14 protein-coding genes are annotated in these 14,360 nt (G+C 41.6%); 9 read left to right on the forward strand and 5 right to left on the reverse strand.

Features of this window, described 5'->3' with window-relative positions:
* Positions 1–870 precede the first annotated feature (870 nt).
* The gene (locus U1E44_RS01670; protein WP_323673824.1) at positions 871–1,455 is read left to right on the forward strand and encodes a zeta toxin family protein; all 585 of its coding nucleotides are present in this window, start codon (positions 871–873) and stop codon (positions 1,453–1,455) included.
* Positions 1,445–1,636, forward strand: a complete 192-nt coding sequence (locus U1E44_RS01675) for a hypothetical protein (protein ID WP_322929190.1) — start codon at positions 1,445–1,447, stop codon at positions 1,634–1,636. Before U1E44_RS01670 ends, U1E44_RS01675 begins: the two co-directional genes overlap by 11 nt.
* A 314-nt stretch (positions 1,637–1,950) precedes the next feature.
* Here the strand turns inward: U1E44_RS01675 and U1E44_RS01680 are convergent, their stop codons facing one another.
* Complete coding sequence (locus U1E44_RS01680; protein ID WP_322929191.1) at positions 1,951–2,403, reverse strand: RrF2 family transcriptional regulator; 453 nt, start codon at positions 2,401–2,403, stop codon at positions 1,951–1,953.
* Between the two features lie 122 nt (positions 2,404–2,525).
* Between U1E44_RS01680 and nadA the strand changes: the two genes are divergently transcribed.
* From nadA to U1E44_RS01715, 7 genes are all read left to right on the forward strand, one after another.
* Positions 2,526–3,452: a quinolinate synthase NadA gene (gene nadA, locus U1E44_RS01685; RefSeq protein ID WP_322929192.1), complete on the forward strand. Its 927-nt coding sequence runs from the start codon at positions 2,526–2,528 to the stop codon at positions 3,450–3,452.
* A gap of 10 nt (positions 3,453–3,462) precedes the next feature.
* Positions 3,463–5,028: an L-aspartate oxidase gene (gene nadB, locus U1E44_RS01690; RefSeq protein WP_322929193.1), complete on the forward strand. Its 1,566-nt coding sequence runs from the start codon at positions 3,463–3,465 to the stop codon at positions 5,026–5,028.
* A 428-nt stretch (positions 5,029–5,456) separates the two neighbouring features.
* Positions 5,457–7,343, forward strand: coding sequence for a hypothetical protein (locus U1E44_RS01695; protein ID WP_322929194.1), 1,887 nt, complete (start codon positions 5,457–5,459; stop codon positions 7,341–7,343).
* Positions 7,344–7,677: 334 nt separating this feature from the next.
* Entirely contained in the window at positions 7,678–8,088 is a 411-nt protein-coding gene (locus U1E44_RS01700; protein WP_322929196.1) for a nuclear transport factor 2 family protein, read from the forward strand.
* 153 nt (positions 8,089–8,241) lie between these two features.
* On the forward strand, positions 8,242–8,823 hold the full coding sequence (locus U1E44_RS01705; RefSeq protein ID WP_322929197.1) for a TetR/AcrR family transcriptional regulator: 582 nt from the start codon (positions 8,242–8,244) through the stop codon (positions 8,821–8,823).
* A complete protein-coding gene (locus U1E44_RS01710; protein ID WP_322929198.1) occupies positions 8,823–9,053 on the forward strand; it encodes a hypothetical protein in 231 nt (76 codons plus the stop codon). Before U1E44_RS01705 ends, U1E44_RS01710 begins: the two co-directional genes overlap by 1 nt.
* 16 nt (positions 9,054–9,069) lie before the next feature.
* Positions 9,070–9,642 carry a carboxymuconolactone decarboxylase family protein gene (locus tag U1E44_RS01715; protein WP_322929200.1) on the forward strand — a complete coding sequence of 191 codons (573 nt, stop codon included), beginning with the start codon at positions 9,070–9,072 and terminating at the stop codon, positions 9,640–9,642.
* Between the two features lie 97 nt (positions 9,643–9,739).
* Here U1E44_RS01715 and U1E44_RS01720 read toward each other — a convergent pair whose 3' ends face one another.
* The 4 genes from U1E44_RS01720 to U1E44_RS01735 all read right to left on the reverse strand — a co-directional run bounded on the left by U1E44_RS01720 (position 9,740) and on the right by U1E44_RS01735 (position 14,204).
* A complete protein-coding gene (locus U1E44_RS01720; protein WP_322929201.1) occupies positions 9,740–10,762 on the reverse strand; it encodes a DUF3500 domain-containing protein in 1,023 nt (340 codons plus the stop codon).
* A 261-nt stretch (positions 10,763–11,023) separates the two neighbouring features.
* Positions 11,024–12,088, reverse strand: a complete 1,065-nt coding sequence (locus U1E44_RS01725) for a phosphotransferase enzyme family protein (protein ID WP_322929202.1) — start codon at positions 12,086–12,088, stop codon at positions 11,024–11,026.
* Between the two features lie 12 nt (positions 12,089–12,100).
* A complete protein-coding gene (locus U1E44_RS01730) occupies positions 12,101–12,988 on the reverse strand; it encodes a nucleotidyltransferase family protein (protein ID WP_322929203.1) in 888 nt (295 codons plus the stop codon).
* Positions 12,989–13,106: 118 nt separating this feature from the next.
* Positions 13,107–14,204, reverse strand: coding sequence for an acyltransferase family protein (locus U1E44_RS01735; protein ID WP_322929204.1), 1,098 nt, complete (start codon positions 14,202–14,204; stop codon positions 13,107–13,109).
* Between the last annotated feature and the right edge of the window lie 156 nt (positions 14,205–14,360).

The raw sequence follows: 14,360 nt of genomic DNA on the forward strand, positions 1-14,360 counted from the left end.
TTTTTAACATTTAGCTCGGGCAGGCAAAAGGAACACGCCTTACGGCATTACCATAGGGATCAGCGGGAAAATGGTATCATTCGCAAAAGACCTTCCATTTTGGCGGGGAGCCAACAGGCCTGTCAGGTAAAGGTTCTTATGGCGGACTAAGTGCATTTCAATCTATAAATTCGCCGACCCTTGGGGTCGGGGTGGCAGTATTTAATTTTACCACTTAAAAACTACAATATCAGTATATTACTATAATTAGTATCTTTGGGTAACCGAATAGGTAACCAATGTCTCGATTGTACTTACTGGTTAAAAGCAAAAAGAATTTTGCTATTAAATCCCCAAAAGGGCATATAATTTTAGGAATCAAACCACCCAAGAGGGGAATCAGGTACTACAGAGTTTGCCAAATCTTAGCCCGTAACTTTACGCATGGATTCTTTGCGGTTTTTGTAGTGTTCGGGCAGATAAACGTAAAAAAAACGCATAGGGCGCAACCTACCCGATTATTACTATTCTTTTTGAGCTTTTACTAAAAACATCCTGATTTTATCGACTTCAAAAGGGTTTTTACTAAAAAAATAGCTATAACCTTGAACTTAAAATTCACACGACATTAATAATCAGTTATTTAAACAAAAACTAAAACCATAACCTGGCTTTAGCGTGTTACCCTCCTGCTTTTTTATTCCGCCAAAGATGGACAAAAATTTCAAACAACAAACCTGTTGATGAATCCTTAAATGATCTTGGTGCATTTAAAGCGATTTAAATGCATTAAATTAGTAAACCTGAATTAGAAATATTATAACTTGGTTCTATATATTTAAATTGTGGGTAATATTCAGAATCTATCATCATTAATAGTAAATCGTCTTTTTGAATGAAATGAAAAAACTATACGTAATAGCCGGTTGCAATGGAGCAGGGAAAACCACCGCTTCTTATACAATTTTACCGGAGATTCTTGATTGTAAAGAATTTGTCAATGCAGATGAAATCGCTAAAGGAATTTCTCCTTTTCAGCCAGAAAAGGCCGGAAGAGAAGCGGGTCGGTTAATGTTGAAAAGAATTAAAAGAATGTTAGCATCAGGAGAAAATTTTGCCTTTGAAACTACGCTTTCAACTAGAAGCTATGTTCAGTTTATTGATAGCGCAAAGGAAATGGATTATCAGGTGACTTGCTTGTTTTTCTGGCTAAATTCGGAAGAATTGGCCATTTCAAGGGTGGAAACAAGAGTAAAAGAAGGAGGTCATCACATACCGGAAGATGTTATAAGGAGGAGGTATAAAAGTGGTCTTAAGAATTTTTTCAATCTATATCTTGACAAGGTGGACAACTGGCTATTTGTAAACAATTCAGGTGACACATATGAAATTATAGCTGAAGGAGCGTTGAACGAAGAAACAACTAATAATGTAGAACAATGGGAAGAATTAAAACGGAATTACTATGGGAACTAAAGAACAGCTGAAAGAGGAACGGGATAGAATAGTCAAAGGCCTAGAAGAAACTTACAGAAGGCTTATCGAATACAAAAAGCAAAAGAAAAGTCCGATGATAGTAGTTAGGAACGGAAAAATTGTAGCGGTGGATGCGAATGAAATACAACCCACAACATTGTATAAGCGTAATTCTGGCTGAATGGCTAAAATTCGTTGGCACCTAGATCGAGGCTCTTTAAACGTAACTTAATGACGATTAAATATAATTTCAAATCCCGCTTGGCGGGTCAATCTAAAGATTCTCCGACCCTTGGGGTCGGGGTTTCCGCTTTACCTCTCCTTTGGAGCGATCGGAACTGTCTTTTTGCAGTTCCGGGTGAGGTAAAATATAAAATTGCGGTTTTTAGCTCCCTAGGCCTCGGGATCAAAATGAAACCGGCGAAACCTGCCCTGAGTTTATCGAAGGGGTACCCCTATGGCTTGCCTCGGGGATAGTCGGTTTCAAGAAATTTTTTATTCCTCTAGGTCAAGTCCCTTTAAGGAAATTAGGGTGCCTTTTTTTTCCACTTCCAAGGCAAGTTGGGTAATGGTTTTGTCCCTAAAATCGGCCAGTATTTTTTTCTTGAAGGGCGCCACCACATAATGTGCAGGACAGGGATTTTCATCATTGCATTTGGAAAGGCCCAAAAAACAGGCATCAAATTTATGGGTGCCATCTATGGCGATGATCACATCCCAAACAGACATCGTTCTGTTTTGCCCGTCCAGAAAAAAACCGCCACCAGGGCCTTTAGTAGAGGAAATTATTTTATTGGTGGTAAGTGTACGCAACAACTGTGCTAAAAAAGGTTGCGGGGTCTCTAAAGCTTCCGCAATTTTTTTCACTCCAATTTTACGTGTTTCATCACTGTACAGGGCCAGGTATAGAATGGCTCGTATGGCATATTTAGCAGCGTTGGATAGCATAGGTATCGTCTTTAACACCAAAGGTAATAAAAAGATGTTTTTATATTATTTGTGGCACATGATATTTATAGCAAAAGCATAAAGCGTTATATTTGCATTTAAAGTAGTATTTAGGGAGTACAATGGAGGTAAAAGCAAAGATTAAAGCACTTAAAAAGGTAAAAAAGGCCGTAGTATTGGCACATTATTATCAACGCCCGGAAATTCAGGAAGTGGCCGATTATGTGGGCGATAGTCTTGGGCTTTCCCAACAAGCAGCCCAAACCGATGCCGATATCATTGTTTTTGCGGGGGTACATTTCATGGCCGAAACAGCAAAAATCCTGAATCCTACCAAAAAGGTGGTACTGCCGGACCTGAATGCGGGCTGCTCTTTGGCAGATTCCTGTCCCCCGGAAGCCTTCCGTCGTTTGGTGGAAGCACACCCCGATCATGTAGTGATCACCTATATTAATTGCTCGGCAGAAATAAAAGCGATGAGCGATTTGGTCTGTACCTCTTCCAATGCTGTAAAAATTGTGGAATCCATACCCAAGGAAACGCCCATCATCTTTGCGCCGGACAGGAATTTGGGCAATTACATCATAAAACAAACGGGCAGAGATATGTTGCTGTGGGATGGCAGTTGTGTGGTGCACGAAGCATTCTCTATCGACAAGTTATTAAAACTGCACAAAGAACATCCGGATGCGGTGATCATCGCACATCCCGAGTCGGAGGCACATCTATTGAAAACGGCAACCTATGTGGGCTCCACAGCGGGGATGATAAGTTATGTAAACGCACATCCCAACGAAAAATTCATCGTGGCCACAGAGGCCGGTATCTTGCACGAAATGCAAAAGCAGGTACCCCATACCGTTCTGATTCCCGCCCCGGCAGAGGAAGATAATACTTGTGCTTGCAGTGAGTGCGGCTATATGAAGGTGAATACCCTACAGAAATTATACGACTGTTTGTTATCTGAAACTCCGGAGATACACGTAGCCGAAAATATTCGTAAAAGGGCATTGCTGCCCATAGAGCGCATGTTGGCGCTTTCCAAATAGCCCTACAACAATGATAGCAACAGATTATTTGGTCATTGGTTCGGGGATTGCGGGGTTGACCTTCGCCGTAAAAATGGCCGAAAAATGCAAAGACCAATCCGTCGTCATCGTAACCAAAGGGAACGAGGAAGAATCCAATACCAAATACGCTCAAGGCGGTGTAGCTGCTGTAAGGGATTTTAAGATCGATTCCTTTCAAAAACATATTCAAGACACCCTAATTGCCGGCGATGGGCTATGCGATGAAAACGTGGTGGACATGGTGGTTCGGCAAGGCCCAAAAAGACTGAACGAGTTGATGCAGTGGGGCGCCAATTTTGATTTGGATCGCAGTGGCAATTTAGATTTGGGTAGGGAAGGAGGCCATTCGGAACACCGTATTGTACACCACAAAGATCTTACCGGCTACGAAATTGAGACCGCCTTGTTGCGACGCATGCATCAACTGCCCAATATCACTATGTTAAACCATCACTTCGCCATCGACCTTGTCACAGAGCATCAATTGGGGATACCCCCTGCCGAGGCATTACGTTGTTATGGAGCCTATATATTAGATCAAAAAACAGGAAAAATACACACCATACAGGCCGGGATTACACTTTTGGCAACCGGGGGCATTGGCCGGGTATACGGACATACCACAAACCCCGAAATTGCCACCGGAGATGGCATTGCCATGGCTTATAGGGCTAAAGCAAGAATTAAGGACATGGAGTTTGTGCAATTTCATCCTACCGTATTTTACGATCATAAAGAAGGGCAATCGTTTTTAATTTCGGAAGCCGTCCGCGGTTTTGGTGCCTATTTGCGAAATAGTGAAGGACAACGGTTTATGTTAGATTATGACCCCAGAGGCGAATTAGCTTCAAGGGATATTGTATCTAAAAGTATAGACAACGAGCTAAAGAAGTCCGGTGAACCTTGTGTGTTTTTAGATGCTACTCATATGGATATGATCGCTTTTAAGAAGCATTTCCCCTCCATTTATAAGGAATGCGCCAAAAGAAATATTTTGGTGGCGAAAGATTGGATTCCTGTAGTGCCGGCATCCCACTATTTGTGCGGTGGTATTATGGTAGATACCCACGGAAGAACCTCCATACGCCATTTGTTTGCAGGTGGAGAATGTGCCCGTACCGGATTGCATGGCGCCAACAGATTGGCATCGAACTCCCTTTTGGAGGCCTTGGTCTATGCCCACAATAGCTGCAAATATATTCTTGCTGCATCAGAAAATAGTCCCAAAATCCGTATTCCGGAATGGAATGATCAAGGTACTGTGATTGCCAAAGAGCGCATCCTAATAAAGCACAATACAAGAGCGCTTCAGGCTTTAATGCAGGACTATGTGGGTATTGTGCGCAGCAACCAACGCCTCAGTATCGCCTTTACTAAATTGGAAGTCATTTATAAGGAAGTTGAGGCCTTATACAAGGCGTCCAAAGTAGATACTTCACTTTGCGAATTGCGGAATATGGTGAACGTGTCGTATTTAATTATAGCACAGTCCCGAGAAAGAAAGGAAAATAGGGGAGGTTTTTACAATGTAGATCATGAACCTCGTTTGTTGTAATGCGAAAAATAGGGGATGTAGTACATAGGATTCATGATAAAGGTTCTCTACGTACCTGTTTTTGTTAGCTATGGAAGTATAGCACTAAAAAAAATCATACTGTCCTCGAAACCACCAAGGGATATAGTGATGAAAATGGTGCGTGGGTCATCTTGCAACAAAAGGTAGTACATGGTACGCATTTGTTGTGCACCTCTATGAACACCATTGTTAGGCTAATTTCAATGCGTGTTGTGGGCGGAAATGGCATCTCATCTTTTTCTATCGGGAGGCAGATAGGGTACAGTTCGATTTGCTGAAACACGAGAAAGGCTTTTAAAACCGACAAAATTAACGGGTTAACCGTATTAAAACACTGTTTTGCAACAATTTTTAGTATCGCTCGTAGGTTACCGTTAATTTTAGTCGCACAAGATGAATGGTATATCATGCTAAAAATCACCCAATTAATTTTCCTTGTATGTACTTTAACTACAATAACAAAACTTGTAGCGCAGGATACGTTTAGAGATGTGTTTGCCATACAAGCGTACTTCAATAATAATGGAACGCATAATTTTGCCACGAACTGGATTGAGGCAAACGATAATAACGCTGCTGCAAGTGGTTTTATAAATATTGATGCGGGTAATCAGGAACTTCGGTTTTTTTATTTATGGGATGAAAATATTAGAAGATCTGCGGACCTGAGTGCTTATGCTTCCGCCACACTCTCTTTTGATTGGCGCACCTCCAGTTTGGAAGCGGGCGAAACTTTGGCAGTACAGGCATCCGTCAATGGGTCTACATTTACCACCTTGGCTACGTTTGGCGGTTCACAAAGCGGCACCTTTAGTCAAGATATTTCTGCCTACATTTCGGCTAATACTACAATACGTTTTCAAAAGGGTGGTGCAAACTGGAACCAAAATAACGACCGAGCATTTATAGATAACGTTACTATTACGGCTGCGTTGCCGCAGGTAGATACAGATGGTGATGGCATTCCGGACACTGTAGATTTGGATGACGACAACGACGGTATTCCGGATACCGAAGAATATTGCACTACAGCTAGCGCTGCTTTTTTGGTTTCTGCCGATGTAGGAGCGCGTTCCGTAACCATAAACCATACTGATACCGGCTATTTGCGTCTCAACTTTTCGTCTATGGACAATTCTTTTCAACTTACCATAAACGGAATTTCAGTGCATCCTTCGGTTTTTGAGTTCGAGAATGGCGCTTTAGGGGCGGGTGAGGAATACTTCGTTTTCGATTCCGATGGTGCTTTTATTAATTCGCCTTGGGTAGCCAATTCCAATGGGTTGCCCCGATTACAGTTGGTGGTAGATGCTTTAGGGCAGGTGAGCCTATACGGCACGCGTACTACCGGAGCCACAACGCTAGAACGGATGCGGTCGCAAGCGTCTACACCCTTTTCTACGATTACATGGGTGCCGGGAAGCAACAATACCTTTGTGATTACGAATCAACAAGGCCCGGGACCGGAAGGCTTTACGGGCGATTTCTTAGCGAGTGCCATTTGCGATACGGATGGCGATGGCATAAGCAATGAAAAGGATTTAGATTCTGATAATGACGGTATCTACGATATTGTAGAATCGGGAGTGTTAAATGTGTCGGGGGTTACTGATGCAAACAACGACGGAAGAATCGATGGAGCTATGGCCGCTTTTGGCGCCAACGGATTGTTTAATGCCATAGAAGATAATGATTTTGAGTTTGCCAATCTTACGTATGCCGTTTTAGATTCTGATGGGGATGGAATTACAGATCCGTATGAATTAGATGCAGATGGCGATTCTTGTTTTGATGTGGTAGAAGCCGGGTACACAGATCTGAATCTTGATGGCATTTTAGGGCCGCTACCGGTTTTGGTGGACAGCCAAGGCAAAGTAACTAGCGGCTCAGACGGATATACCACCCCCAATGATATGAATGTCAATTCCCTGTTCGATTTTCAGGAAGCGGGGATGGCGCCAACCATAACGTCTCAACCCGTAAATGCAGTTACCTGCCCTGGATGTGTAACAACAATGACAGCAACTTCTTCCGGAAATATGTTTCAATGGCAATTATTTGATGGAGCAAACTGGAATGATCTGACCGATTCCGGAATGTATTCTGGCACGGCTACCACTACCTTAACGATAACCGCGCCAAGTACTACCGACACTAATGGTCAATATCGTGTTTTAATTAGAGATGATTCGTTTTTTTGTGGCGAAACCGTGTCTTCCGTGGCTACACTACGTATTCAAGTGAATACAGTGATTTCGAACCGAAGAATTACGTATAGGGTAAACAAAAATTAATTTTTTGAGGTTACGAGGGGTTGTGTATAATATGATGCGGAACGCAGTTCATAATATACGATGCGCTGGCACATAAAAGTACGTGGAACTTTGCGACCTATAGAAACAAAAATCGGAAGAAACAGCATCTCAGAGCAATAGCAATCACCTCGTAACATCCTTTTTCATAGATCGAAGCGGTTTTAGAAGCACGCTACGGTAAGGCTCTTCTTGTGCGTAAGGAAGGATGTATGCCTTCGTCAAAATAAAAGATTGAAATAAACAGAGAGGAAATCCCTTTGTGGTTTGCTACTCATAGAGAAATGTCTGCATAGTGCAAAAATAAATTCATTTTATGGAACAAAAGCACCCGCTGCCACCCTTTACAGAAGAAACGGCCAAACAGAAAATACAGCTCGCAGAAGATGCTTGGAACAGTAAAGATCCTGAGCGGGTTGCTTTGGCCTATACGCTAGATAGTGAATGGAGAAACCGCAACCTCTTTATAAATGGGCGAGAAGAAATTATTCGTTTCCTTTCTGACAAATGGAACAAGGAACAGCATTATAAATTAAAGAAATCATATTGGGCGCATATTGAAAACCGAATTGCTGTACGTTTTGAATATGAGTATCAAGATAGGGATGGCCAATGGTGGCGTGCCTATGGCAACGAAAATTGGGAATTCGATAGAAACGGATTAATGCAAAAACGTTTTGCCAGTATCAATGATGTGGCTATTTCGGAAACAGACAGACGGCTGTAAAGATCTATAATCAAAAGGACTACGGTAAATAGCCCGGGCTACATTTCTTCAAAAAAGGATACCTTTTCTAAAAAAGACGGGAAAGTTAAAGTCTTGCTAAACCTACCTCACAAAACTAAACAATTGCTTAGTTTTGTGAGGTAGGTTTAGATAATGGCTAGAAAAAAAGAATATATAGAAGCCGAAGTAGCCGAAAAAGCAATGCATCTTTTTTGGGAAAAGGGCTATGAAGGGACTACCATGCGGGATTTGGAAGGGCGTTTAGGCATTAACCAATTTTCCATTTATGCCAGTTTTAAAAATAAGCAGGGCTTGTTGCAGGAGGCGGTTTCGTTGTATGAAAAGCACATCACCTCCTATTTGCTAAAGGATTTAGAAGATTCTACAGGCGATATCACGGACATCGCTACGTTTTTTTACAGGTTTGTCCAATTTGTACGGCATTCGGATGACAAGGGGAAAGGCTGTTTCATGATCAATACGCTGCAAGAATTGAAGGAAGAGGATGAAGTTTTGAAAATGGAGATTACCAGATTTACAGCAACTATAAAATCCTTATTCCAAGGTGTACTTCAAAAGGCCAAGGCCAATGGACAGCTAAGGGCAGAAGTGGATGTACATGCTTATGCCAATTATCTTATGGGTGTTTTGCAGGGATTATCTACCGCCAGCAAGCACTTTTCCTCAAAGGAGTTAGATGACTTTATTACACTTTCGGTAAAAAGCTTGGTGTAATGAGGGCAATGCTACAGGCCATTTTCCAAAAGTCTGTGATCCGAAGATCGCTAAAAACAAGCATGTTTGTAGGGATCATTTTAAGCCTTATCAATTGTTGGGAACCGTTGGTTGCGCTCGATGTGCAGCAAATACCATGGCTAAAAATTATAATGAATTTTATGGTTCCCTATTTAGTAGCCTCTTTTTCCATTGTAGGATCTGATAAAAATAGAAAAACAGAAGTTTAATTAAAATAGATAGAAAATGAATGAAGTAAAAGTAGAAGGACTAGAACCTAAAACGATAGAAAATGCCCATCCGGTTGCGGCTGAAATATTGGAAAAAACTAAAAAAGCAATGGGTGTAGTACCCAATATGTATGCCGGGATGGCCATAAATCCATCGTTGTTAGATTCTTACGCCTATGCCTATAATTCTTTTAGAGCGCATTCCGGATTTTCATCCGTAGAACAAGAAGTTATTTTACTTTCTGTAGCGGTAGAAAACAACTGCGATTATTGCGTAGCTGCACATAGTTTTGTGGGCGATAAAATGAGTGGCGTACCCACGGAAATTACAGATGCCATTAGAGATGGCAAGCCTGTGTCCGACAAGAAACTAGCGGCTTTGAGCACCTTTTCTAAAATTATGACATCAAGTCGTGGCAATGCCACACAGGAAGAAATCGATGCCTTTTTGGCCGCCGGTTATACTCCGGAGCATGTGTTGGGTGTCATTACAGGGATTGGGGTAAAGACGTTTAGCAATTATTTTAATCATATAAATCATACCGAGGTAGATGCCATGTTTGCTTCCAGAGCTTGGAAGAAGCATTAAAAGCGCCCTTTACATCAATAGTATCCCCTATTATTTGCTCTATTGGATGAATCAACGATTAAGGTTGGTATCTAAAGAACAGTAAAAGGGGATATTGCTATTTATGTTCCTTTTTGTAATGCGCTTGCAAAAAATCCTCCGCATAATCATTACTAAGATCGCGTATTACGGTATGTATGTGATTGGCATTGTTTTGAGTGTTATCAAATTCTATAAGTAACATAGGGCCATGAATGCGGTAGTAGTGCGCTACCCCTTCTTTTAAACTTCCGGCCCACGCAAAATGAAGATTTTCCATACCTGCGTTTTCTATTTTTTTACGAAAGCGTTCCGAAAATTCAAAAATATAATTTCCGATATACACGTTCAACAAGGCATCAAATATCTTTTGTTGGGTAGGGTTGAGGTTGCCGTAAGAAATGCCGGTTAGGGCGATGCCTTCTACTTTTCGCTTGTTTTCTGTGATGATTTCTGCGGGTGCCACATCTGAGAATTTGGCTTTTTTTAATTGCGTTTCATTTAGAGAATTGACCAATGCAAACCCAAGTTCACTTTCTTTTTTTAAAACTTGTTTGCCCTGTTCCTCTTCAATACGTACAATACCCGGGTTGGATCCCAAAAAAAAGGGCGTACCGGAAATAATGTTCCCGTCACCGGAGGTAAAATTCAAGGAAATATGATGCCCTTCAAACCGCCAACCCCAAGGATTTGTGGGCGACGGAGTTCCAAAAATGCTGAAATGGTAGTTCAACGGATCGCGCCGTAACTTGCCGTCGGGCATAAGGTAGTTGTTATTTTCTATAAGGATCAACACGTTTTCTAATTGTTGAATCTCATTTGTTTTTCGGTATCCTTCCTTGCTTAAAGTAGCCCTAAGGAGCTGTATTGCGGCACTTTTTTGGGTTTCGTTAAACTCGTGAAAAGTAAGCCCTTTCCTTGGAATGGGTACGTAATTCATATTAAAACGTTCGGTATCGTCTATAGGAAAAACAGTCTGCGAACGCAATTCGGCAGGGAGTGTTTGGAGAAAGGTGTTGGCTTTTGCGGAAAGATCCTGAGCCCTAAGATAACCTATAATGGTCATGCCTAAAATGGCGCAGAGTACTATTTTTTTGCACATGTCTTGTTTACTTTGGGTTGATTGGTTTGGCGATGATTTATGGTTACTGTCAGAAAGATACAACTATAATTTTAATGTTGCTATCCTAGGCTTTGCACAACACAATTTGACACAAAACTCCTTAGTACGTATATTTTTGAATATGATTTTAACTAGGAGTATATAATGGGCTGTACTAATAGACCTATGATTCCCTTTTTAAGATCGGATTTTTGTTTGGCCAAGGGGACACAAAAATGGAAATTTTGATTGCGAATGCTGTTAAGAGGTGGCTAGGGGCAGTAATTTTTCCTTCAGGACAGTGCGCATAAAATCGATTTCACGAAGTGCTTTTTCAGTAAAATTAAATAGGCTTAGAGCCCGATCCAGATTTTGGTTTTCATAGGCCACCTTATAGTAGCGATTGTTGTTGAGGTAGTCTGTAAGGGCACGCAGACCGTGTATAAAGGGCATAAAGGCAGCCCCCAAAGGTAAAAGATCGATTTCTTTTTGTGTTAAAAAGGCGCCATTGGCCTGTAGTCCCTCCACAAAGGCGGTAAATAACTGCGGATCAAACCGTATTTTAAATAGGTCTTTTTCGTCCTCGTTGGCCGGGTTTACAACGGTTCGGATGGCATCCCCGAAATCGTAGTAAAAGTACCCTTTCATAAGGGTGTCTAGATCAATAAGGCACAGTGCCTTTTGCGTAGCGGTAGAAAATAGAATGTTGTTTAGTTTGGTATCGTTATGACAAATACGGACCGGAAAATTAGCTTCATGTAGTTTTTCTAAAATTTGTAGCGTTTTTTTTGCAAATATAATGCCCTCGTTTGCTTGATGTAATTTGTCCGGTTGTGCCATTTCCAAAGCTTCCCAGAATTCTGTCTTGCGCCATTCCAGATCATGAAAACGGGGAATGGTGTCCACGTAATCTTCCACGTTGGTATGCTCCAAAAGTTGGTGGAATTTTCCAATAATGCGCCCTGCTTCAAAAGCGACACCAACATCGGTAGTGGTATTGTATGCTGTACTTTCTTCAATATACGTCATTAATCGCCAATATCCTGAATCTTGGCAAAAGGGCATACCAGATGTTGTTTTTACTAAGGAAATCCGGGTATAATCCGGTGCATTTAAGCGGTGCAGTGCATGGTCTATATTTCCCATTAATCCGGGGACATCCTTAAAAACCAAATGGTTTATACGTTGCAGGATGTATTTGGGTTTGGTATCCTCTACCACCAAATAGGTGTCGTTAATGAACCCTTGATGCAGCCCTTTAAAGCGATACTTTTTCTGCGGTAAGGTAAAATGGGCTAAGATGCGATTTAATGGCGCTTCATTCACAACGGTTCCCTATTAATTCCATAACGGAGAGCTATATAAACCATTTTGTGTCATTTCCGCTAAACTATCAACAGCCATGACTCTATCACTAGCATAGGTTACTCCAAACCATTTGCCCTTGGAAGGAAGTACGTGTACCGTTGTTTTTCCGCTTTGTACCATTTCCTGAATTACGAATGGAATGTAGATTTCTCCTTTATCTAAATTTTCACCCTTTGCGAAAAAGGTTCTTAAATCGTCTTCAATAACCTCAAATAGGGAGGGTCTGCAAATCCAATAATTCATACTCACCAGTTCGTTGCCGGTATATTCCGTGGCAGAATCTAAATCTACCACCTTATCTTCCTGCCATTGTAACTGGGTTCGTTCTTTTACAGATAATAACACATTGGAATGATCTGCGGTACAAACGCCTCTGGAAACAGAACCATGTTCGGAAAGTGTGTCTTTAAGGGTATAACCTACAAGCGCGAAAGCATCTTTATGGGCCGTGTTTTGCATAAAGTCCGCAGCACTTTTAAAGGCAGGTTTGCCGTAATAATCATCGGCATTTAGGACTACGAAAGGGGTTTTAATGACCTTTCTTGCCGTCCATACGGCATGTGCGGTACCCCAGGGTTTTTGCCGTTCTCCAGTATAGGCAACACCATTGGGGAGGTCGGTGAGTTCTTGCGCAAGGACATCGAGCTTAATGTTTTTGGGTAGTCTGTCCGACAAGTGGTTTTGCAAGAAATCTACATTTTCTTTTTTGGTAACGACCACAATATGCTGAAACCCATTTTCCAGGGCATCATATATACTAAATTCCATTAAAAATTCGCCTAGGGGACCAAGGTCGTCAAACTGTTTCAATTTTCCATATCTGCTACCGCTCCCGGCGGCCATTAAAAGTAAGGTCATGTCTATTTTTTTGTTGGGCGCAAAATTAGGCATTTGTTTTTTAAAATTAGATTTCCGTGGTTGTATGGTAAAAAAATCTGATTTTGTTGATTATCCACCCAAAAAAAGAATCATTCTGCTACACTTTAAAATAGATTTTGCGTTGGTCCAGAAAATAGGTGATATACCAAAAAATAAAAAGTACAAACAGTGCATTGACCACCATGATGATATCCTCCGGAACGCCAATAGGAGCCAATAGTCCATAAGTGAAAATCTTTCCAAAGCCGGTGAACCATTGGTGGCCAACGGTTTCCGCAAAGAGATAGATGAAAATGGAATTGGTACCCACCACCGAAAAGATGCGAAGCCATTTTTTTTGGTTGTTTTTTACATCGATCCACCAGTAGAACAGTGCCAGAGTAAGCAGCGCAAAACCGCCCGAAGCTAAGGTAAAGGAGGAGGTGGCCACTCTTTTAATCATCGGGGTGATGTGTAAAAGATCTAAGGTAAAACCCAGCACAAGGATGATGAAACCCCCAATGATAATCGGTTTTAATTTTTCTGCGGGCGATTTGCCAGACAGCAACATTTGGCCACAAACAACACCCCAAATGGTATGGGCCGCAGTGGGGATAAAATTGATGGTGACCCAACCGCCATCGTTTATTTTACCCATAAACAACAGATCTGTCCAGGATCCAAAGTTGGTCCCATGGGTATAAGGATCTTGGGGATTGTACATGCGGTAGGCAATTTCGATCAACACCAATAAACCGGCAGAAAAAAGCAGTTGCGTTTTGTGCGGCAGTTCCATTAGGGCATAGGCAATAAGAATGGTGAAGGCCAACTGTACCAAGACATTCCAAAGTTCCCATACCAACGCCTGGCTATAGACACAATGGAGCAAGACCCCAAAGGCAAACAGCAGAAAGCAGCGTTTTAGAATATGTTGGGTCACACTTTTCCGGTTTCCTTCGACCAAACGTTTTCTCAAGGAAAAGGGCATGGCTACCCCAACAATGAACATAAAATAAGGTTGAATTAAATCCCAAAATCGGAGACCGCGCCATGGATGATGGTGTAATTGCTCCGCTATGGATGCCCAAAAGGGACTTTCTTTTACCATTTCATAAAAATGGTGATGAAATCCGGCGGCCTCGGCCACCAATAGGAACATGGTGAGTCCGCGAAAGACATCGAGGGAAAACAGGCGTTGGGTTGGGTTGGCTGTCATGGTTGTGGAATATATAAAGCGTATTGGTGTGTTCAAACGAGAATTCTACAATGTGTATCAATTTTAGTCGTACAATAATGGCTATCATGTAAATTACCTCTTACTTTGTAATAAAACATGAAATAGATACATTTATGTGTCCATAAATAATTGGAA

The sequence above is a fragment of the Aurantibrevibacter litoralis genome, assembly GCF_034651555.1.
Lineage (GTDB): Bacteria > Bacteroidota > Bacteroidia > Flavobacteriales > Flavobacteriaceae > Aurantibrevibacter > Aurantibrevibacter litoralis.